We start from the raw sequence: 20,410 nt of genomic DNA on the forward strand, positions 1-20,410 counted from the left end.
CAAATCACCGGGAGTTATAAGAACAGGCAAAACCGTAACCCAATGGAAGGACCAAGCCCATGAGTCGAACCGATCGGGACTACAGCGAAAAGCGGGATTTCATCCGTATGCGGGTCGATGCCGATGTCGCGTTGATCCATCAGGGAGATGAGGTTGCAGCCGTCTGCATCGACCTTTCCAGCAGTGGCATGCAAGTCGAGGCGCCTCGTTCATTTGCGGTTGGCGACCGCCTCAGCGTGCGAATCGAATCCGATCACGCCGCGCTCAGGGGCCTTGAAGCCGATACCGAAGTGGTGTGGGTGAAAGAACAGGACGGCGGCGGCCAGAAACTCGGGCTTACAATACTGAAGATGAAATAACGGATTCCAGAACGGACAAAGGCGGCCAGTCGGCCGCCTTTGTCGTTTTTACGGCCGGTATCAGAAATCGTCTTCGACCTGGCCGTCCTTCACTTTGAACTCGCGGTTTTGCAGGTAGGCATTACGAATGAAGGTGTACTTGTCGCCACTGATCAGCTTCTCGCTCGACAGCAGGCTGGCGCGTGTATCCACGATATTCAGGGCGAAGATCGAGTTTCGCACCGGTACGTCGTTGATGTAGCGGTAAGGGCCGGTATAGCTGTCGACGAGTTTGGAAGGCGCGTCGCGCACGGTGCTTGGACCCAGCAGCGGCAGCATGACGTATGGGCCGCTTCCGACCCCCCAGTAACCCAGCGTCTGGCCAAAGTCTTCGTCGCTGCGATTCAGGCCCATCTTGGTGCCCACATCGAAGAAACCCAGCAGGCCAAAGGTGGTGTTGAAGATCAGGCGCGCCGTGTCGACGCCAGCAGCGGCCGGCTTGGCTTGCAGGATGTTGTTGGCAAGGTTGGTGACATCACCGACGTTGCGATACATGTTGTGGATGCCGTCTTCGAGGAACTGCGGGGTCACGGCCTGGTAGCCTTGAGCCAGAGGCTTGAGCCCGTAGGTATCGATGAAGTCGTTGAATTCGAAAATCGGACGATTGACGCTTTCCCAAGGATCGTCTTCCGTGGCTGCCTGGGCAACGAACGGAACCAGCAACGCGCTGGCGCACACACAAAGCTGAGCTAGATGATTGCTCCAGCGCATAAAAAACTCCTTGGGTTTGTACGGGGCGCAGGCCTCTTGGCCCGGGCATCAAGCTGGCAAGTATAAGACGGAAACAGTTATTTATGCAGCCTCGTAGGCGATGACTTACAGTGATTCGCGCACGACTGCGAGCCATTCACAGCAATGTCACTCAACTGTCATCGATGTCCCATAGTCTTTTCGTTATTTCAGGGACGTTGACATGCCGCACGCCGAAGCCTTGCCCCTTGCTGCACCGAACCTGACTGCCATCCTGTTCGGCCTCAGCGGTTGCCTGGTGGATTTCGGCGCTCGCACGCGCCAGCAAGGCGTGCATTGTGCCGACCAAGCCGAGATGACTCCAGGCGCACTTGACAGCCTGCTCAGCTTGCAGCGCCAGCAGATACCCTGCGCCTGGCTCGACGAACTCTCCCCTGCCCTCAGCCAATCCCTGGCGACTGCGCTGCCGGAATGGATCAGACCATCGCAACACCTCGCAACAATAAGGCCGTGGCCGGCGCCGGATGCCTGCTGGCAAGCATTGATGGCATTGAATGTCGAGCGACTGGATGGCTGCGTACTGGTCAGCGGCGAACCACGACTCTTGCAGGCCGGCCTGAACGCCGGGTTGTGGACGATTGGCCTGGCGTCCTGCGGCTCGTTGTGCGGGATGGCACCCAAGGATTGGCATGCCTTGAGCCAGAAGGAACGTGAACGCCTGCGCGGCAAGGCTACGGTGCAACTGTTCGGTCTGGGGGTGCACTCGGTAATCGATCACCTTGGCGAACTCGACACCTGCCTGGCAGACATCAGCCTGCGTCGCTGCAAAGGCGAAAAGCCCTGATCGAGATCATGCAGGTTGCGCACGAGTGGATTAATCTAAAGGTCAGCCATAGACCTTTGGCGAGCCGCTGCGGTCTATGCAAGTGCCTATCGACATAAGGAAGAACGCCATGCCTGCCCGCGAACTGCAAGAACAGCTCAATGCCCTGCGCGAGCAATTGGAACAGAATCCTCCACTGTCCGAGTCCGAGCGCGAGAACCTGCACGAACTGATGCAACAAATCGAGCTGAAGCTCGAACTGGAAACCAAAACCCCCGACACCAGCCTCGCCGACGGCGTCAATCTGGCGGTGGAACGCTTCGAGCTCGAACACCCGACCCTGGCTGGCACCCTGCGCAACATCGCACAGGCGCTGGGCAATATGGGGATCTGATTAATCCCAATCCACTGAACGTGATGGTGGGAGCAGGCTAGCTCCCACCATCAACGGGTCACTGACGGACCAATCGATGGTTCGGCAATTGAACGCTTTCAGTGCTGCGATACGGATTGATATCCAACCCGCCACGGCGCACATAACGCGCATACACCGTCAATTTCGCAGGTTTCAACAAGCGTTGCAGGTCGAGGAAGATCCGCTCCACGCACTGCTCGTGGAAGTCCGAATGCTGGCGGAAGCTGACGATGTATTCCAGCAGGCTGGCATGATCCAGCGCCGCACCACGGTATTCAACCACCACGCTGCCCCAGTCGGGCTGGCTGGTTACCGGGCAATTGGATTTGAGCAGGTGACTGTGAATGCTTTCCTCGACAACCCGCGATTCATCGCAACGCAGCAGCTCTGGGCGCGGATGCTCGTAGTTACTGACGCTGATATCCAGGTCGTCAATGCACACGCCCGGCAGCGCCACGACACCTTCGGCCTCGACTTCACGCAAGCTGCGGACCCGCACGCCCACCGGCTTGCCCGCCGCTGCCGACAGGTCCTTGACCAGCGTCGATTCGAGGCTGGCGGTATCGGCGAATGGCGTCTGATTCAGGGAATTGAGGTACAACTTGAACGACTTGGATTCGATGATGTTCGGGGAGTCCGCAGGAATACTGAACTCACCGATGGCCACCACCGGCTTGCCCGACGGCAGCAGCCACGACAACTCAAAGCAGTTCCAGAAGTCCACGCCCTTGTACGGCAAAGTCTCGGCTGTCAGCCCCAGCTCGGCCCATTTCGCGGTGCGCGGGATCGGAAACAGCAGGGACGGCGTGTACGTGGCAATGTATTCGCTGGATTTGCCCAGCGGCGAGTGTTCGGCTGCGGGATGCATGGCGGAAACCTGACTGAAGAATCAGCGGATTCTATCAGCCTTTGCCCCCGCCTTAGAGTGCTTACTGACTGACAGTCAATTTGCCGACCATGCCTGCCTGGTAGTGGCCTGGAATATTGCAGGCGAACTCCAGGCTGGTTGCCTTGGTAAAGGTCCAGGTCAATTCGGCGGTCTTGCCCGGCTCGACCAGCACGCTGTTGGGGTCATCGTGCTTCATGCCATGATCCATTGCAGTCATGGCGCCGTGATCCATTGCCTTCACACCCGTAGGCGTCAACATGCCGTTTTCCTGCATTTTCAGCATTTCCTGCTGGTGCTTTGCATGCATCGCCGCATCGCCCAGGTTGAATTCGTGCAACAACTGCCCCTCGTTCACCAACACAAAGCGCACGGTCTCACCCGCTTTGATATCGATGGCCTTGGGCGTGAACGACATGTCGCCCATCACCACTTCAACGCTGCGCGTCGCCTTGGCAGCCGGTGCCGGTTGCCCGAAGTCGTAGCTGTGACCCGGCGCGGCCCACACAGGCGAACTCAGCGCCAACAGGCACGCGGCCAACACATTGCGTAAAAACATCGTCGTACTCCAACAAGATAGGGTTCAGCCTGAGGAAAACTCTAAACTGCCGTTGCTGCCCGCAACCTGACAGACAGATTACAACTTTGTAAGGTTGGCCCGTGCTGACACCGCCCACGGTATAAAGCGTTCGTATCCTTTACCCAGAGTCGTCCATGAAACTGCTGATCGTCGAAGACCAGGCAAAAACCGGTCTCTATTTGCGCCAGGGCCTGGCCGAGGCCGGGTTCAACACCGAGCTGGTCGCCGACGGCAACACGGGTCAGCAGATGGCATTAAGCGGTGACTACGCATTGCTGATCCTCGATGTGATGCTGCCCGGCCGCGATGGTTGGCAAATCCTGCAGGCGGTGCGCAGCGCAGGTCTCGATACACCCGTACTTTTTCTGACAGCGCGAGATGCCGTGGAGGACAGGGTCCACGGCCTCGAACTCGGTGCCGACGACTACCTGGTCAAGCCCTTCGCCTTCTCCGAGCTATTGGCACGAGTGCGTAGCCTGTTGCGCCGAGGCAGTGCTCAACCTCAGGAAACCAGCCTGCAACTGGCGGACCTGCGCCTGGACCTGATCCGCCGGCGGGTCGAACGCAATGGCCAGCGCATCGACCTGACCGCCAAGGAGTTCGCCCTGCTGGAAATGCTCCTGCGCCGCCAGGGCGAAGTGTTGCCCAAGTCGTTGATCGCCTCCCAGGTCTGGGACATGAACTTCGACAGCGACACCAACGTCATCGAAGTGGCGATCCGTCGCTTGCGCCTGAAGATCGATGACGAGTTCCCGAACAAGCTGATCCACACCGTGCGTGGCATGGGTTACGTCCTTGAAGAGCGGCCTGCCTGATGCGCCGCCTGTCCTTGAGCAGCCGCCTGGCGTTGCTGTTCGCAGCCTGCACCGCCGTGGTATCGCTGGTGGCCGGCGTATTGTTCAGTCGCGCCAGCGAGGCGCATTTCGTTGAACTGGATCAGCAACTGCTGGACGCCAAGCTGATCGGCCTTCGACGGGCGCTGCATGACCCGCAATCGAGTGAAAGCAAAGCCCGGCTGGCGGAAGAGTTGAGCCGTCAGGCCGATTTATCCCTGCGCATTACCGGTCCGGATGGCCAGCGCTGGTACGACAGCTCGGCGGACGTACCCGAACGGCTCCCGCAGGCGCCAGGGTTATCGACCCTCAACGACAACGGCAGCGACTATCGTGTGCTGAATGCGCCCCTGTTCGTGGACAAGAAGGATTCTCCCAATCTGACGCTGCTGCTGGATATCACCCATCACCAGCACTTTCTGCAACGCATGCAGCGCCTTATCTGGCTCACCGTCGGCCTGTCCGCCCTGGCGACGGCGTTGCTCGGTGCCTGGGCGGCGCGCAGCGGGTTGCGCCCCTTGCGCCGCATGAGTGCAGTGGCTCGCGGCGTTAGCGCGCAATCGCTCAACGCGCGTTTGCCCGCAGAAGACATGCCGCCGGAACTCGCGCAACTGGCCCACCACTTCAACGCCATGCTCGCACGCCTCGACGATTCTTTTCAGCGGCTTTCAGCGTTCTCCGCCGACATCGCCCATGAACTGCGCACACCGCTGTCGAACCTACTGACCCACACTCAGGTCACCCTCACCCGCCCGCGCGCCCTCGAGGATTACCGCGAAGCACTGCACAGCAACCTCGAGGAACTGCAATGGATGGCGCAACTGGTCAACGACATGCTGTACCTGGCGAAGGCTGACCACGGCTTGCTGATGCCCAGGCGTGAACCGCTGGAGCTGGCTGAAGAAACCGATGTGTTACTGGAGTTTTTTGCACCGCTGGCCGAGGACGCCGGGGTGATGGTGAGTCGCGAAGGCAACGCACGCATCAAGGGTGATCGCGGCATGTTGCGGCGGGCGCTGTCGAATTTGCTGGATAACGCGCTGCGTTTTACGCCGGCAGACGGTGAGGTTCGAGTGCGGATCGTCGACCAGATCAAGCGCGTAACCCTGACCGTCGAAAACAGCGGCGCCGGTATTGAAGCGGCTTTACTGCCCCGTTTATTCGACCGGTTCTACAGGGCAGACCCGGCACGCCAGGAAGGGAGCAGCGAACATGCGGGGTTGGGGCTGGCGATTACCGAGTCAATCGTTCGGGCTCATGGTGGACAGATTCGTTGCGAATCAGCGGATGGGTGGACGCGGTTCTTGATTGAATTACCAAAAGGGGATTGAGGCCAGCATGTCTGGCCCCATCGCGAGCAAGCCCGCTCCCACAGAGGCGTGCTTCAACTCGATCACTGTGGGAGCGGGCTTGCCCGCGATGAGGCTGGCCCGGCCAACACATAACTCAACCGCTTACGAATATCGGAGCGCATGCGCCGGCTCAACCTTCGACGCACGCCACGCCGGATAAACCGTCGCCAGGAAGCTCAGCACTAGCCCCGCCGTGCAGATCAATGCCACATCCCCGCCCTGTAGCTCCGAAGGCAGGTTGCTGACGAAGTACACGTCGGAACTGAAGATGTGCTGCCCGCTGACCCGCTCGAACCAGCCCACCAGCTCACTGACGTTCAGCGCCGCGATCACTCCGAGAACACCGCCGATCAAGGTGCCGACCACACCGATCACCGTGCCCTGGACCATGAAGATCCCCATGATCTGCCGGGGCGTGGCGCCGATGGTACGCAGGATCGCGATGTCAGCGCCCTTGTCGTTCACCACCATGATCAGCGTGGCGATGATGTTGAAGGCCGCTACAGCGACAATCATCAGCAACAGCAGGCCAATCATGGTTTTTTCCATCTTCATCGCGCTGAAGAGACTGCCCTGAGTGTGGGTCCAGTCGTCAGCCTTGTAGGCTGTGCCCAGGCCACCGGCAATATCGCTGGAGACCTTCGGCGCAGCGTACAGATCCTTCACCGCCAGGCGCACACTCTGCACCTGGTTCGGTTGCCAATGCTGCATCTGCGCGGCATCGGCGACGTGGATCAGCGCCATGGAGCCATCGAGCTCGGCACCGACCTTGAAGACGCCGACCACGTTCAGGCGCTGCATGCGGGGGGTGATTCCGCCCGGCGCGGTGCTGACTTCCGGCACGATCAGGGTGATCTTGTCGCCGACATTCAAGCGAAAGCGGCGCGCCGTGATTTCACCAATCACCACACCGAATTCACCCGGCTTCAGCGCATCGAGACGCCCCTGCACAATGTGCTGGGCGACGATCGACACCTTGCCTTCCAGCGCCGGATCCACGCCGCTGACCTGGATCGGCTGCATCGAGCCTTTGTAGGACAGCATGCCTTCCAGTTCGGTGAACGGCACGGCAGCTGTCACTTGCGGGTTCTTCATCGCTGCTGCGGCCACTGGCTGCCAATCGTCGATCGGGTTCACGCCGACGATGGTCGCGTGGGGCACCATGCCGAGGATGCGCGAGCTCATTTCGCGCTGGAAGCCGTTCATCACCGACAACACCACGATCATCGCCAGCACGCCGAGGGCGAGGCCGATCATCGAGGTCATCGAGATGAAGGACACAAAGCGATTGCGGCGCTTGGCGCGGGTATAGCGTGTGCCGATATAGATCGATAACGGTCTGAACATTCGCGGAAGCACCGTATAAAAATAAAAGACCCGAGGCACACTCGGCGCCTCGGGTTTCAGTCAATCAGATGGGCGTCAGGCGACCTTCCTGCAAGTGCAGGACACGATCCATCTGGCGAGCCAGGTTCATGTCGTGGGTCACCACCAGAAACGCGGTGCGCATCGACGTGCTCAACTCCAGCATCAGATCCTGGATGCCCTCGGCCGTGTGCAAGTCGAGGTTACCGGTGGGTTCATCGAGCATCACCAGACCAGGCCGGTTCACCAGGGCGCGGGCGATGGCCACGCGCTGGCGCTCGCCACCGGACAGTTCGGCCGGCTTGTGCTCCAGGCGATGACCGAGCCCCACCCTTTCCAGCAGCGCGCTGGCACGCTGGCGCGCTTCGGGGATCGCGGTCTTGCCGATCAGCAGCGGCATGCAGACGTTTTCCAACGCGGTGAATTCGGCCAGCAAATGGTGAAACTGATACACGAAGCCCAATGCGCGGTTACGCAGCAGGCCACGCTTCTTCTCGCTCAGCGCCGAAAGCTCTTCGCCAGCGAGCCAGACGCTGCCCTGGGTTGGCGTATCGAGGCCACCGAGCAGATTGAGCAAGGTGCTCTTGCCCGAGCCCGATTTGCCGATGATCGCCACGCGCTCCCCTGGATGCAGCTCCAGTTGCAGGTTGGCCAGGACTTGCACCGACTCCGGGCCTTCCTCGTAGGACTTGCCCAGGTTGCGGCAGCTCAAGATTGCTTTTTCACTCATGCCCGACTCACTCATAACGTAGCGCCTCCGCAGGCTGGGTGCGCGCGGCACGCCAGGCAGGATACAGGGTGGCGAGGAAACTCAGGACCAACGCGGCGGCGCAGACCATGACAACGTCCTGGCTTTGCACTTGCGAGGGCAGGTAATCGATGAAATACACGTCGGCGTTGAGGAATTTGTGCCCGATCAGGCCTTCGAGTGCCGAGATCGCGGCGCTGACGTTCAACGCGGCGAAGATCCCGACCACGGCGCCAATCAGTGTGCCGACTACGCCGATGACCGTGCCCTGCACCATGAAGATACCCATGATCGTGCGCGGCGTGGCGCCCAGGGTGCGCAGAATCGCGATGTCGCTCTTCTTGTCGTTCACCACCATCACCAGCGTGGAAATGATGTTGAACGCCGCCACCGCGACGATCAGCAGAAGCAACAGGCCGATCATGGCCTTTTCCATGCGGATCGCCTGGTACAGGTTACCGTGGGTGCGGGTCCAATCGCGGGCGTAGTAACGATCCTCACCCAACTGCTGGGCAATGCTCCAGGCCGTGCGCGGCGCCTGGAAAAGGTCTTCGAACTTGAGGCGGATGCCCTGCACCTGATCCGGCTTCCAGCGGTGCAGCCGCGCCAGGTCCTGCAGGTTGGTGACGCCCAGATAGCCGTCGATCTCGCCGGCGCCCACATGGAAAATGCCGACCACGGTAAAGCGTTTCATGCGCGGGAACATCCCCGCCGGTGTCACGGTGACTTCTGGCGCGACGAAGGTCAGCTTGTCGCCAATGGCCGCGCCAAGCTTGGCGGCCGCCTTGTCGCCGATGACGATGCCGAAACTGCCGGGCTCGAGGTCATCGAGTTTGCCCTGCAACATGAACTTGTCGATGATCGACACCTGCCGCTCCAGCGCCGGGTCGATGGCATTGAGCAGTACCTTGGAGACCTTGCCGTTGTTGGTCAGCAGGCCCTGCATCTGGGTGAATGGCGCAACGGCCGTCACCTGCGGGTTCTGCCTGACCTTGTCGGCCAGGCCCTGCCAGTTGCTGATCGGCTCGCTGGACTCGATGGTCGCGTGGGGCACCATGCCCAGCACGCGGGTACGCATCTCGTGATCGAAGCCGTTCATCACCGACAGCACAACGATCATCACGATCACGCCCAGGGCGAGACCGATCATCGAAGTCAGGGAAATGAACGACACAAAGTGATTGCGACGCTTTGCACGGGTGTAACGCGTGCCAATGAATACGAAGAGAGGTCTGAACATGTCGGGGCTTGTTCGGAGGGAAAAGGAACGTCCTTGTGGCGGGGGTCGATAACCAGCTTTACACTCAGACCACCGCCGCTACCATGGGTTCGCCATGTCGACATTAGATGAAGAAGATCGCCGCGAATACTACCGTATCGAGGACACGATCGCACTGGAAATTCGGCCCCTGTCCGCTCCCGAAGCCGCAGGCCAGGAAGTGTTGCAGGATGCTTCCCCACTCTTCAACCTGCTCAGCGAACTGCACCTGAGCGAATTCGAGTCGCAGCACCTGTTGCGCCAGATCAGCGAGCGCGACCGCAACCTCGCGGCATTCCTCAAGGTTCAGAACAAACGCATCGACCTGCTCAGCCAGGTGGTCGCCCTCACCGTGCTCGGCCAGATCGGCGAGCCACAACCGGTGATCATCTCCGAGGGTGGCATCGACTTCCAGCATCCGACCCCCATTGCCACTGGCGCCCACCTGTCGATCAAACTGGTGTTGATGCCGCAGGCCCTTGGCTTGTTGCTGCGCGCCCGTGTCACACATTGCGACCCCAAAGGCGACGGTTTCGATGTCGGCACCGAGTTCGAACGCCCTACCGATGCCCAGCGCCAACTGCTCGCCCGCTACATTTTGCAAAAGCAGGCCCAGGAACGACGCCTGGCCCGCGAACAAGAATCAGGCATTTAACTTAAGGAAGAACCGTGACCCTCATCTACGGCCATCGCGGCGCCAAGGGCGAAGCACCGGAAAACACCCTGACCAGCTTTCAGGAATGCCTCAAGCACGGCGTGCGCCGCTGCGAACTCGACCTGCACCTGTCCATGGACAACGAGCTGATGGTCATCCACGACCCGACGCTCAAGCGCACCACCGACCGGCGCGGCAAGGTGGTCGAGCACACCGCTGCGGAACTGGTGACATACGACGCACGCAAGGGCGGCCCGGGCTGGATCAAACCCTGCCCGATTCCAACACTGGAGGAGCTGTTCGAAAAATGCGCCTTCGAGCACTGGCAACTGGAAGTCAAAAGCGCTTCACGCACCCGCGCCGCGACCACGGTGCTGGCGATTCGCGAGATGGCCCAGCGTTTCGGCCTGCTCGACAAGGTGACGATCACCTCGAGCTCACGGGAAGTGCTCAAAGCCGCGCTGGACCTGGTGCCGGATGTGTCGCGTGGGCTGGTGGCCGAATACGCCTGGCTCGACCCGTTGAAGGTCGCGGCGAGCTATGGCTGTGAGTATCTGGCGCTGAACTGGACCCTGTGTACGCCGGAACGCCTGCAGAAGGCGCAGCGTCAGGGGCTGCATGTGTCGGTGTGGACCGTCAACGAGCCCGCGCTGATGCGCAGGCTCGCTGACTTCGGCGTTGACAGCCTGATTACAGACTTTCCCGGTTTGGCCACTGCCACCCTCGAGAATTGCTGAAATCGGTCTCCCCGGCCGGCTCAGGCCACCGGCCGGAGCCGCTCAAAAAAGCCGGTTGAGGCCGTCGTACGCCGCGACCCGATAGGCTTCGGCCATGGTCGGGTAGTTGAACGTCGTGTTGACGAAGTACTTCAACGTGTTCAGTTCCCCCGGCTGGTTCATGATGGCCTGGCCGATGTGGACGATTTCCGAGGCCTGGTAACCGAAGCAGTGAACACCCAGCACTTCCAGGGTTTCACGATGGAACAGGATCTTGAGCATGCCTTGCGGCTCGCCGGCGATCTGCGCACGTGCCATGCCCTTGAAGAACGCCTTGCCCACTTCGTAAGGTACCTTGGCCTGGGTCAGTTCCTGCTCGTTCTTGCCGATCGAACTGATCTCGGGAATGGTGTAGATGCCGGTCGGAACATCGTTGACGAAACGCCAGCTGCCGTTCTCGACGATGCTGCCAGCGGCCGAACGACCCTGGTCGTGGGCGGCACTGGCCAAGCTTGGCCAGCCGATCACATCGCCTGCGCCGTAGATGTTCGGCACACAGGTGCGGTAAGCCTCGTCAACTTCGATCTGGCCACGGCTGTTGACCTTCACGCCGATGTTTTCCAGGCCCAACTGGTCGGTGTTGCCAGTACGGCCGTTGCACCAGAGCAAGGCGTCGGCCTTGATCTTCTTGCCGGACTTGAGGTGCAGGATCACGCCGTTGTCCACGCCTTCGACACGGTCGTAGTCTTCGTTGTGGCGAACGGTGATGTTGTTGTTGCTGAAGTGGTAGCTCAGTGCCTGGGAAATTTCCGAGTCGAGGAAGCTCAGCAACTGGCCACGGTTGTCTACCAGTTCAACCAGCACGCCCAGACCGCTGAAGATGGAGGCGTATTCGCAACCGATCACGCCAGCGCCGTAGACGATGAGTTTACGCGGGGTGTGACCGAGGCTGAGGATGGTGTCGCTATCGTAGATACGCGGGTGGTGGAAGTCGATGTCCGCCGGGCGATACGGGCGCGAGCCAGTGGCAATGATGATGTGCTTGGCCACCAGTTTTTCCACTACGCCGTTGGCGCAGACCACTTCTATGGTTTGCTCGTCGGCGAAGCTACCGGTTCCGAAGAACACGTCGACACGGTTACGGGCGTAGTAGCCGGTGCGGGAGGCAACTTGCTTGGAAATGACTTTCTCGGCGCTTTTCAACACGTCCGGGAAGGAGAACCAGCGCGGTTCGCCGATGGCCCGGAACATCGGGTTGGTGTTGAACTGCATGATCTGCCGGACCGAATGACGCAGGGCCTTGGACGGGATGGTGCCCAAGTGGGTGCAGTTACCGCCGACCTGGCGACGGCTGTCGACCATGGCCACCTTGCGCCCTGCCTTGGCGGCGTTCATTGCCGCGCCTTCTCCCGCCGGGCCGGAACCCAGTACCACCACGTCGTAGTTGTAGACAGCCATGCGTACTCCTCAGAACAGGCCGCGGCGCTGTGCGCCTGCGGCTAAATCACGCCGGTCGGCGGCGTGAAGGAACAATTTGGGGCCAGTGCAGAACCCGGACACAGTCTATAGAAGCGTCAACGCCGGGCACATTAACCCTTGGTCGCGTCGTAGGCTAGTTTTGCCTGCACTACAACGCCAGTCTTCAGTACGTTGATCACTCGGTTTTTGCGCCAATGAGGCGTTCAAAAGCCTGACTGGTGCGTGTGACGAAACCTGTATCGGCACGAATCACAAAAAATGCGCCGATATCATGTTTTTCCGCGTAGTCCCAACCACGCTCCGGGCCGAGAATCAGCAGCAGCGTCGACAGTCCATCGGCCAACAACGCCGAAGGATTAATCACCGTGACCGACGCCAGCGTGTGTGAGACCGGCGCACCGGTGCGAGCATCGAAGGTGTGGGAATAGCGCCGGCCATCTTGCTCGAAATAGTTGCGGTAGTCGCCAGACGTCGACACACCCAACCCGTCGACGGCGATGATCCGTTGCGCCACCTGCTGATCGTCCCGAGGTTCCTCCAGGGCGACATGCCACGCCGAGCCGTCGAGTTTCCTGCCCGAAGCCTTGAGTTCGCCCGTGGCTTCAGCGAGATAGTTGCGGATGCCCATGGCTTCGAGCCTCGCAGCGATACGGTCAACCGCGTATCCCGCTGCGATACTGTTGAAGTCGACTTCGACGGCCGCATCCTTGCACAACTGATCGCCATCGATGCGCAGGTGCTGATGACCCACACGCTGTCGTGCGTCAGCCAGCGCCTCGGCGCTCGGGACCTTTTCACCGCGAGCCTGGGGGCCGAAGCCCCAAAGATCGAGCAGAGGTTCCACCGTCAGATCGAATGAGCCGTCGCTTTGCGCAGACAACTGCTCACCCACCCGAACCAGCTCCAGCACGGGCGCGGGCATGGCCTGACAGGTGTTGGCCGGTCGATCGTTGAAACGCTCGATGTCGGAATCGCTGCGATAAGTCGACATTTGCCGGTCCACCTCGGCGAGGATTTTTTCCACCTCGGCCTGGACCTCTGCCGGCTTGGGCAGATCGGCATGACGCAGGTACTTGATTGAATAGGTGCTGCCCATGGTCGGGCCGCCAAAACCTTCCATGGAGTCGCCGCTGCCGCAGCCCGACAACGCGCCAAGCAATAAAAAACCGAGACCCTGCCACCCATTCAACACTTGCTGCGCTCCCCGCTTTGATTCCGGACACACCACCCATGCCCGGCATTATGCGACAAGCCAGCCCTCCTCACCTTGATCCGACGACGACTGAAACGCTTAAGCAGCAAGCTAACCAGTTGTTGCCTAACGATCTTTATACACATATTGTTACAACTCGCCCACCAAGGGAATTCACCGCACAGGTGATGGGGGGAACACGTCTACATCAGGGATTTCCGATCAGACAGACAAGAGTGAGTGCATTCCCATGTCCTCGAATACGGGCAAAGGCAAAGCGATTTTTCGCGTTGTCAGCGGTAATTTTCTCGAGATGTTCGACTTTATGGTCTACGGCTTCTACGCCACGGCCATCGCCAAAACCTTCTTCCCTGCCGACAGTGCTTTTGCATCCCTGATGCTATCGCTGGCCACCTTTGGCGCCGGCTTCCTCATGCGTCCCTTGGGGGCGATTTTCCTCGGTGCCTACATCGACCGCCACGGCCGGCGCCAGGGCCTGATCATCACCCTGGCCATGATGGCGGCCGGCACCGTGCTGATCGCTTGCGTGCCGGGCTATGCCACCCTGGGCGTCGCCGCGCCTCTGATCGTTCTGTTTGGCCGCCTGCTGCAAGGCTTCTCCGCCGGCGTAGAGCTTGGCGGCGTGTCGGTATACCTTGCCGAGATTTCCACACCAGGTCGCAAAGGCTTTTTTGTGAGTTGGCAGTCTGCCAGCCAGCAGGCCGCCGTGGTGTTCGCCGGTCTGCTCGGCGTTGGCCTGAACCATTGGCTGAGCCCGGAACAGATGGGTGAATGGGGTTGGCGTGTGCCGTTTCTGATCGGCTGCATGATCGTGCCGGTGATTTTCGTGATTCGTCGCTCACTGGAGGAAACACCGGAATTCCAGGCACGAAAACACCGCCCCAGCCTGGCGGAAGTCATCCGCTCGATCGGTCAGAACTTCAGCATTGTCATCGCCGGCATGGCCCTGGTGGTGATGACCACGGTGTCGTTCTACCTGATCACTGCCTACACACCGACCTTCGGCAAGGCCGAACTGCACCTGTCGGACATGGACGCCTTGCTGGTGACCGTGTGCATCGGCCTGTCGAACTTTTTCTGGCTGCCGGTGATGGGCGCCGTGTCCGACAAGGTCGGGCGCAAGCCCCTGCTGCTGGCGGCAACCATCCTGGCGATTCTCACCGCCTACCCGGCGCTGTCGTGGCTGGTGGCGAATCCCAGCTTCAGCCACTTGTTGATTGTCGAGTTGTGGTTGTCGTTCCTGTATGGCTCATACAACGGCGCGATGGTCGTGGCACTGACGGAAATCATGCCGGTGCACGTGCGGACCACGGGCTTCTCCCTGGCTTACAGTCTGGCGACCGCGACGTTCGGCGGTTTTACGCCGGCGGCCTGTACTTACCTGATTCATGTACTGGATAACAAAGCGGCGCCGGGGATCTGGCTAACTGGCGCCGCGGTACTGGGCTTGATTGCCACATTGGTGCTGTTCCGTGGGAACCGTCATGCGTTGCGCATGGCGACCGTCGGCACAGCCTGACCCCCCCACTCCTGTAGGAGCGAGCTCGCTCGCGATGGTCGTCAACGATAACGCTGGCTACCTGATGCCCAGCGGCGCTCATGACACCATCGCGACGGTTCGACGCCTCGACATGCTCGCTCCTACAGGGTACAGGCACCCCTCCCACAAACAAAAACGCCCCGGCCAAGGCCGGGGCGTTTTCATGTGCAGCGAGTGCTTAGCGTGGGAATGCAGGCGGGTTCACACCGGCCATGTCTTCCATCACGCGCACCACCTGGCAGCTGTAACCGAATTCGTTGTCGTACCAGACGTACAGCACAACGCGGTTATCCTGGGTGATGGTCGCTTCAGCGTCCACTACACCTGCGTGGCGCGAGCCAACGAAGTCGGTGGAGACCACTTCCTGGGAGCTGACGTAGTCGATCTGCTTGTGCAGGTCCGAGTGCATGGCCATCTGGCGCAGGTACTCGTTGATTTCGTCGCGGGTGGTGGCCTTTTCCAGGTTCAGGTTCAGGATGGCCATCGACACGTTCGGCGTAGGAACACGGATCGCGTTACCGGTCAGCTTGCCCTTGAGCACTGGCAGCGCCTTGGCGGCTGCGGTGGCGGCACCGGTCTCGGTGATCACCATGTTCAGTGGCGCGGCGCGGCCACGACGGCTGCCCTTGTGGAAGTTGTCGATCAGGTTCTGGTCGTTGGTGAACGAGTGAACGGTTTCGACGTGGCCGTTGACGATGCCGAACTTGTCGTTGACTGCCTTGAGCACCGGCACGATGGCGTTGGTGGTGCAGGAAGCCGCCGAGATGATCTTGTCGTCTGGGCTGATTTCGCCATGGTTGATGCCGTGCACGATGTTCTTCAACGCGCCCTTGCCAGGTGCGGTGAGGATCACACGGGCAGCACCCGGGCAGGCCAGGTGCTGGCCCAGGCCGTCGGCGTCACGCCATACACCGGTGTTGTCGACGATCAGGGCGTTTTCGATGCCGTACTGGGTGTAGTCGACTTCGGCCGGGCTCTTGGCGTAGATCACCTGAATCAGGTTGCCATTGGCGGTGATGGTGTTGTTGGCTTCATCAATGGTGATGGTGCCATCGAACGGACCATGGACCGAATCGCGGCGCAAGAGGCTGGCACGCTTGACCAGGTCATTCTCGGCCCCCTTGCGCACGACGATGGCGCGCAGGCGCAGGCCGTCGCCACCACCGGTTTTCTCGATCAGGATCCGCGCCAGCAGACGGCCGATACGACCGAAGCCGTAGAGGACAACGTCGGTGCCTTTGCGAGCCGAGGCGTTCTGCTGGCCTACTACATCGGCCAGCTCTTCGCGGACGAACTGCTCGGCAGTACGGCCATTGCCTTCGGCTTTGAATTTGGCGGCCAACTTGCCCAGGTCAACCGAAGCGGCGCCGAGCTTGAGCTCGCTCATCGCCTTGATCAACGGGAATGTTTCGTGGACGGACAGTTCGGTGTCGTCGGACTGGCGGTGACGAGCAAAGCGGTGAGCTTTGAGAATCGCGATGACTGAACGGTTGATCAGGCTGCGGCCATAGATCGAGCTCACCACGTTGTTATTGCGGTAGAGCTGACCGATAAGCGGAATCATCGCTTCTGCGAGTGCTTCACGGTCGATCCATTCACCAAGACACTGGTCGGGCTTCTGAGTCACGGGAACCTTCCACATGTAGGGGCAGAAAAAAGGGGCTACATTATGCCGCCGAGAAACCCGCGTAGCAATGCGCGCCTGTCGTGCGATCCGTAACAAATGACTCGAACGAAAAAAATGACAGCGCTGGAGCCCAGTAAACTCGCGGGTTTCAGCGGCCCCTCATTTTCGTAGACACCGTCGTCTTGTCCGTAACCCTCCGTAACACCCGCTTGTTTTGCCACTACATAATCAGTGAATTTGAACAAAAAACCGCTGTATTTTGTCTTTACCACTACATTTCGCCAAACGTACGTAATAGACGAAGTCTGCAACTGACAGGCGGCATCCCTGCCCGCTACAATTACCGACTTTGTCGCAACGCTGGAGCTCAAACTTCCGTGCCCGTCCTGCGTCTACCGCATCTCCCTGCCGCGGCAGGTAAACAGCACTGGGGCAACTTGCCCGGTGCCGCCCTGAGCCTGGCTATCGCCGAGGCTGCCAGCGCTGCCAGGCGCTTTACCCTGCTGCTGACCGCCGATAGCCAGAGCGCCGAACGGCTTGAGCAAGAGCTGGGTTTCTTCGCCCCGGATTTGCCCGTGTTGCATTTTCCGGACTGGGAAACCCTGCCCTACGATCTGTTTTCGCCGCATCAGGACATCATTTCCCAGCGCATCGCCGCGCTCTACCGGCTGCCGGAGCTGAGTCACGGCGTGCTGGTCGTACCGATCACCACCGCCCTGCATCGCCTGGCACCGACCAAATTCCTGCTGGGCAGCAGCCTGGTGCTGGACGTCGGCCAGAAGCTCGATGTCGAGCAGATGCGCACCCGGCTCGAAGCCACCGGCTACCGCTACGTCGATACGGTGTACGAACATGGCGAATTCACGGTGCGCGGCTCGTTGATCGACCTGTTCCCGATGGGGAGCAAATTACCGTATCGCATCGACCTGTTCGACGACGAAATCGAGACCCTGCGCACCTTCGACCCGGAAAACCAGCGATCCATCGACAAGGTCGATTCGGTCAAGCTGCTGCCGGCGAAGGAATTCCCGCTGCAAAAAGAGGCAGTGACCCGGTTCAAGGCGCGCTTTCGCGAACGCTTCGACGTGGACTTCCGGCGGACTCCGATTTTCCAGGACTTGAGCAGCGGGATTACCCCAGCAGGCATCGAGTACTACCTGCCGTTGTTCTTTGAAGAAACCTCGTCCCTGTTCGATTACCTGCCCCAGGACACACAAGTGTTTTCCCTGCCGGGGATCGAGCAGGCCGCAGAGAATTTCTGGAATGACGTACGCAATCGCTATGAAGAACGCCGCGTCGACCCTTCCCGTCCTTTATTGCCACCCGCGGAATTATTCCTGCCGGTGGAAGACTGTTTCGCGCGGCTGAAGAACTGGCCCCGGGTAGTCGCCAGCCAGCAGGATGTGGAAGCCGGCGCCGGCCGCGAACGCTTCCCGGCGAGTCAACTGCCGGACCTGGCCATCGAAGCCAAGGCGACCCAACCTCTGGCCGCGCTGGCCGGTTTTCTCGACGAGTTCCCTGGCCGCGTGTTGTTTACCGCCGAGTCAGCGGGCCGTCGCGAAGTGCTGCTGGAGTTACTGGAGCGCCTGAAGCTGCGACCAAAAACCGTCGACAGCTGGCCGGACTTCGTCGCCGGCAAGGACCGCCTGGCGATCACCATTGCGCCACTCGACGAAGGCCTGGTACTTGAGGACCCGGCCCTTGCACTGATTGCCGAAAGTCCGCTGTTCGGCCAGCGCGTGATGCAGCGCCGGCGCCGGGAGAAACGCGCCGACGCCAATAACGATGCAGTGATCAAGAACCTCACCGAGCTGCGCGAAGGTGCGCCGGTGGTGCACATCGACCACGGCGTCGGCCGCTACCTGGGCCTGGCCACGCTGGAGATCGACAACCAGGCCGCCGAATTCCTCGCCCTGGAATACGCCGAGGGCGCCAAGCTCTACGTACCGGTGGCCAACCTGCACTTGATCGCGCGCTACACCGGCAGTGACGATGCCCTGGCCCCGCTGCACCGCCTGGGCTCCGAGACCTGGCAGAAAGCCAAGCGCAAAGCCGCCGAACAGGTGCGCGACGTGGCAGCGGAACTGCTCGACATCTATGCACGCCGCGCCGCCCGAGAAGGCTACGCTTTCGCCGACCCGAAAGCCGACTACGCCACGTTCAGTGCCGGCTTCCCGTTCGAGGAAACGCCCGACCAGCAAACCACCATCGAAGCCGTGCGCGAAGACATGCTCGCGCCCAAACCGATGGATCGCCTGGTCTGCGGCGACGTCGGTTTCGGCAAGACCGAAGTGGCGATGCGCGCGGCGTTCATTGCCGTGCACAGTGGCAAGCAGGTGGCGATCCTGGTGCCCACCACCCTGCTCGCCCAGCAACACTACAACAGCTTCCGCGACCGTTTCGCCGATTGGCCGGTGACCGTTGAAGTGATGAGCCGTTTCAAGTCGGCCAAGGACGTCAGCGCAGCGGTCGCGGACCTGGCCGAGGGCAAGATCGACATCGTCATCGGCACCCACAAGCTGCTGCAGGACGATGTGAAGATCAAAAACCTCGGCCTGGTGATCATCGACGAAGAGCACCGCTTCGGAGTACGCCAAAAAGAACAGCTCAAGGCCCTGCGCAGCGAGGTCGACATCCTGACCCTCACTGCGACCCCGATCCCGCGCACGCTGAACATGGCGGTGTCGGGCATGCGCGACCTGTCGATCATCGCTACCCCGCCGGCGCGGCGCCTGTCGGTGCGCACCTTCGTGATGGAACAGAACAAGAGCACGGTCAAGGAAGCCCTGCTCCGTGAGCTGCTGCGTGGCGGCCAGGTCTACTACCTGCACAACGATGTGAAGACCATCGAGAAATGCGCCGCCGACCTCGCCGAACTGGTGCCGGAAGCACGGATCGGCATCGGCCACGGGCAGATGCGCGAACGCGAACTCGAACAGGTGATGAGCGATTTCTACCACAAACGCTTCAACGTGCTGATCGCCTCGACCATCATCGAGACCGGCATCGACGTGCCGAGCGCCAACACCATCATCATCGAGCGTGCCGACAAGTTCGGCCTGGCGCAGTTGCACCAGTTGCGTGGTCGCGTTGGCCGCAGTCACCACCAGGCCTACGCCTATCTGCTGACACCGCCGCGCCAGCAAATCACCCCGGATGCGGAAAAGCGCCTGGAGGCGATCGCCAACACCCAGGACCTGGGCGCCGGCTTCGTGCTCGCCACCAACGACCTGGAAATCCGCGGTGCCGGTGAACTGCTGGGGGACGGTCAAAGCGGACAGATTCAAGCGGTCGGCTTCACCTTGTACATGGAGATGCTCGAACGCGCGGTGAAGTCGATCCGCAAGGGCGAACAACCCAACCTCGACCAGCCGCTGGGCGGTGGCCCCGAGGTCAATCTTCGCGTTCCGGCCCTGATTCCGGAAGACTACTTGCCGGACGTGCATGCGCGGCTGATCCTGTACAAGCGCATTGCCTCTGCCACCGATGAGGATGGCCTCAAGGACCTGCAAGTCGAAATGATCGATCGTTTCGGCCTGCTGCCGGAGCCGACGAAGAACCTGATGCGCATCACGGCGCTGAAGTTGCAGGCCGAAGGGCTGGGCATCAAGAAAGTCGACGGCGGACCGCAAGGTGGCCGTATCGAGTTCGCGGCGCAGACACCAGTGGATCCGCTGACACTGATCAAGTTGATTCAGGGCCAACCCAAACGCTACAAATTCGAAGGCGCCACGATATTCAAGTTCATGGTGCCGATGGAGCGCCCGGAAGAGCGCTTTAATACTGTAGAGGCACTGCTTGAGTGCCTCATTCCGAAAACTGCTTGAAGGAC

At 60.6% G+C, this 20,410-nt stretch carries 18 protein-coding genes; 9 read left to right on the top strand and 9 right to left on the bottom strand.

Features of this window, described 5'->3' with window-relative positions; genetic code table 11:
• The first annotated feature begins 59 nt into the window (after positions 1-59).
• The gene (locus AB4N33_RS12480; RefSeq protein ID WP_476457445.1) at positions 60-359 is read left to right on the top strand and encodes a PilZ domain-containing protein; all 300 of its coding nucleotides are present in this window, start codon (positions 60-62) and stop codon (positions 357-359) included.
• Between the two features lie 60 nt (positions 360-419).
• Here the strand turns inward: AB4N33_RS12480 and AB4N33_RS12485 are convergent, their stop codons facing one another.
• Positions 420-1,109 carry an MlaA family lipoprotein gene (locus AB4N33_RS12485; RefSeq protein ID WP_476457446.1) on the bottom strand — a complete coding sequence of 230 codons (690 nt, stop codon included), beginning with the start codon at positions 1,107-1,109 and terminating at the stop codon, positions 420-422.
• 202 nt (positions 1,110-1,311) lie between these two features.
• Between AB4N33_RS12485 and AB4N33_RS12490 the strand changes: the two genes are divergently transcribed.
• Both AB4N33_RS12490 and AB4N33_RS12495 read left to right on the top strand, forming a co-directional pair.
• Complete coding sequence (locus AB4N33_RS12490; protein WP_460116836.1) at positions 1,312-1,932, top strand: HAD family phosphatase; 621 nt, start codon at positions 1,312-1,314, stop codon at positions 1,930-1,932.
• Between the two features lie 109 nt (positions 1,933-2,041).
• Positions 2,042-2,305: a DUF4404 family protein gene (locus tag AB4N33_RS12495; RefSeq protein WP_460116838.1), complete on the top strand. Its 264-nt coding sequence runs from the start codon at positions 2,042-2,044 to the stop codon at positions 2,303-2,305.
• Between the two features lie 58 nt (positions 2,306-2,363).
• Here AB4N33_RS12495 and queF read toward each other — a convergent pair whose 3' ends face one another.
• Both queF and copI read right to left on the bottom strand, forming a co-directional pair.
• On the bottom strand, positions 2,364-3,194 hold the full coding sequence (queF, locus tag AB4N33_RS12500; RefSeq protein WP_476457447.1) for an NADPH-dependent 7-cyano-7-deazaguanine reductase QueF: 831 nt from the start codon (positions 3,192-3,194) through the stop codon (positions 2,364-2,366).
• A 61-nt stretch (positions 3,195-3,255) separates the two neighbouring features.
• Entirely contained in the window at positions 3,256-3,771 is a 516-nt protein-coding gene (copI, locus tag AB4N33_RS12505; protein WP_476457448.1) for a copper-resistant cuproprotein CopI, read from the bottom strand.
• A 155-nt stretch (positions 3,772-3,926) separates the two neighbouring features.
• On the opposite strand from copI, the gene AB4N33_RS12510 reads away from it, so the two are divergent.
• Both AB4N33_RS12510 and AB4N33_RS12515 read left to right on the top strand, forming a co-directional pair.
• On the top strand, positions 3,927-4,607 hold the full coding sequence (locus tag AB4N33_RS12510; RefSeq protein WP_476457449.1) for a heavy metal response regulator transcription factor: 681 nt from the start codon (positions 3,927-3,929) through the stop codon (positions 4,605-4,607).
• Positions 4,607-5,956 (top strand): heavy metal sensor histidine kinase, encoded by a 1,350-nt coding sequence (locus AB4N33_RS12515; RefSeq protein ID WP_460116845.1) that lies wholly within the window; start codon positions 4,607-4,609, stop codon positions 5,954-5,956. The genes AB4N33_RS12510 and AB4N33_RS12515 overlap by 1 nt, the downstream gene beginning before the upstream one ends.
• A 123-nt stretch (positions 5,957-6,079) precedes the next feature.
• Here the strand turns inward: AB4N33_RS12515 and AB4N33_RS12520 are convergent, their stop codons facing one another.
• The 3 genes from AB4N33_RS12520 to AB4N33_RS12530 all read right to left on the bottom strand — a co-directional run bounded on the left by AB4N33_RS12520 (position 6,080) and on the right by AB4N33_RS12530 (position 9,330).
• Complete coding sequence (locus AB4N33_RS12520) at positions 6,080-7,324, bottom strand: lipoprotein-releasing ABC transporter permease subunit (RefSeq protein ID WP_460139811.1); 1,245 nt, start codon at positions 7,322-7,324, stop codon at positions 6,080-6,082.
• Positions 7,325-7,388: 64 nt separating this feature from the next.
• The gene (gene lolD, locus AB4N33_RS12525; RefSeq protein WP_460116848.1) at positions 7,389-8,072 is read right to left on the bottom strand and encodes a lipoprotein-releasing ABC transporter ATP-binding protein LolD; all 684 of its coding nucleotides are present in this window, start codon (positions 8,070-8,072) and stop codon (positions 7,389-7,391) included.
• A gap of 7 nt (positions 8,073-8,079) precedes the next feature.
• Positions 8,080-9,330 carry a lipoprotein-releasing ABC transporter permease subunit gene (locus tag AB4N33_RS12530; RefSeq protein ID WP_476457450.1) on the bottom strand — a complete coding sequence of 417 codons (1,251 nt, stop codon included), beginning with the start codon at positions 9,328-9,330 and terminating at the stop codon, positions 8,080-8,082.
• A 94-nt stretch (positions 9,331-9,424) separates the two neighbouring features.
• On the opposite strand from AB4N33_RS12530, the gene AB4N33_RS12535 reads away from it, so the two are divergent.
• Together AB4N33_RS12535 and AB4N33_RS12540 are read left to right on the top strand one after the other, a co-directional pair.
• Positions 9,425-10,003 (top strand): PilZ domain-containing protein, encoded by a 579-nt coding sequence (locus AB4N33_RS12535; protein WP_460139814.1) that lies wholly within the window; start codon positions 9,425-9,427, stop codon positions 10,001-10,003.
• 14 nt (positions 10,004-10,017) lie between these two features.
• Positions 10,018-10,740, top strand: a complete 723-nt coding sequence (locus AB4N33_RS12540; RefSeq protein WP_368553611.1) for a glycerophosphodiester phosphodiesterase — start codon at positions 10,018-10,020, stop codon at positions 10,738-10,740.
• A gap of 42 nt (positions 10,741-10,782) precedes the next feature.
• Here AB4N33_RS12540 and sthA read toward each other — a convergent pair whose 3' ends face one another.
• Both sthA and AB4N33_RS12550 read right to left on the bottom strand, forming a co-directional pair.
• A complete protein-coding gene (gene sthA / locus AB4N33_RS12545) occupies positions 10,783-12,177 on the bottom strand; it encodes a Si-specific NAD(P)(+) transhydrogenase (protein ID WP_085723066.1) in 1,395 nt (464 codons plus the stop codon).
• Between the two features lie 196 nt (positions 12,178-12,373).
• Positions 12,374-13,390 (bottom strand): FAD:protein FMN transferase, encoded by a 1,017-nt coding sequence (locus AB4N33_RS12550; RefSeq protein WP_476457451.1) that lies wholly within the window; start codon positions 13,388-13,390, stop codon positions 12,374-12,376.
• 250 nt (positions 13,391-13,640) lie between these two features.
• On the opposite strand from AB4N33_RS12550, the gene tcuC reads away from it, so the two are divergent.
• The gene (tcuC, locus tag AB4N33_RS12555; protein WP_476457452.1) at positions 13,641-14,930 is read left to right on the top strand and encodes a tricarballylate/proton symporter TcuC; all 1,290 of its coding nucleotides are present in this window, start codon (positions 13,641-13,643) and stop codon (positions 14,928-14,930) included.
• A gap of 199 nt (positions 14,931-15,129) precedes the next feature.
• Here the strand turns inward: tcuC and AB4N33_RS12560 are convergent, their stop codons facing one another.
• Entirely contained in the window at positions 15,130-16,593 is a 1,464-nt protein-coding gene (locus tag AB4N33_RS12560; RefSeq protein ID WP_460116860.1) for a glyceraldehyde-3-phosphate dehydrogenase, read from the bottom strand.
• 362 nt (positions 16,594-16,955) lie between these two features.
• On the opposite strand from AB4N33_RS12560, the gene mfd reads away from it, so the two are divergent.
• Positions 16,956-20,405, top strand: coding sequence for a transcription-repair coupling factor (mfd, locus tag AB4N33_RS12565; protein WP_460116862.1), 3,450 nt, complete (start codon positions 16,956-16,958; stop codon positions 20,403-20,405).
• Positions 20,406-20,410: the final 5 nt, after the last annotated feature.

This window comes from Pseudomonas sp. S1_E05, assembly GCF_056337105.1.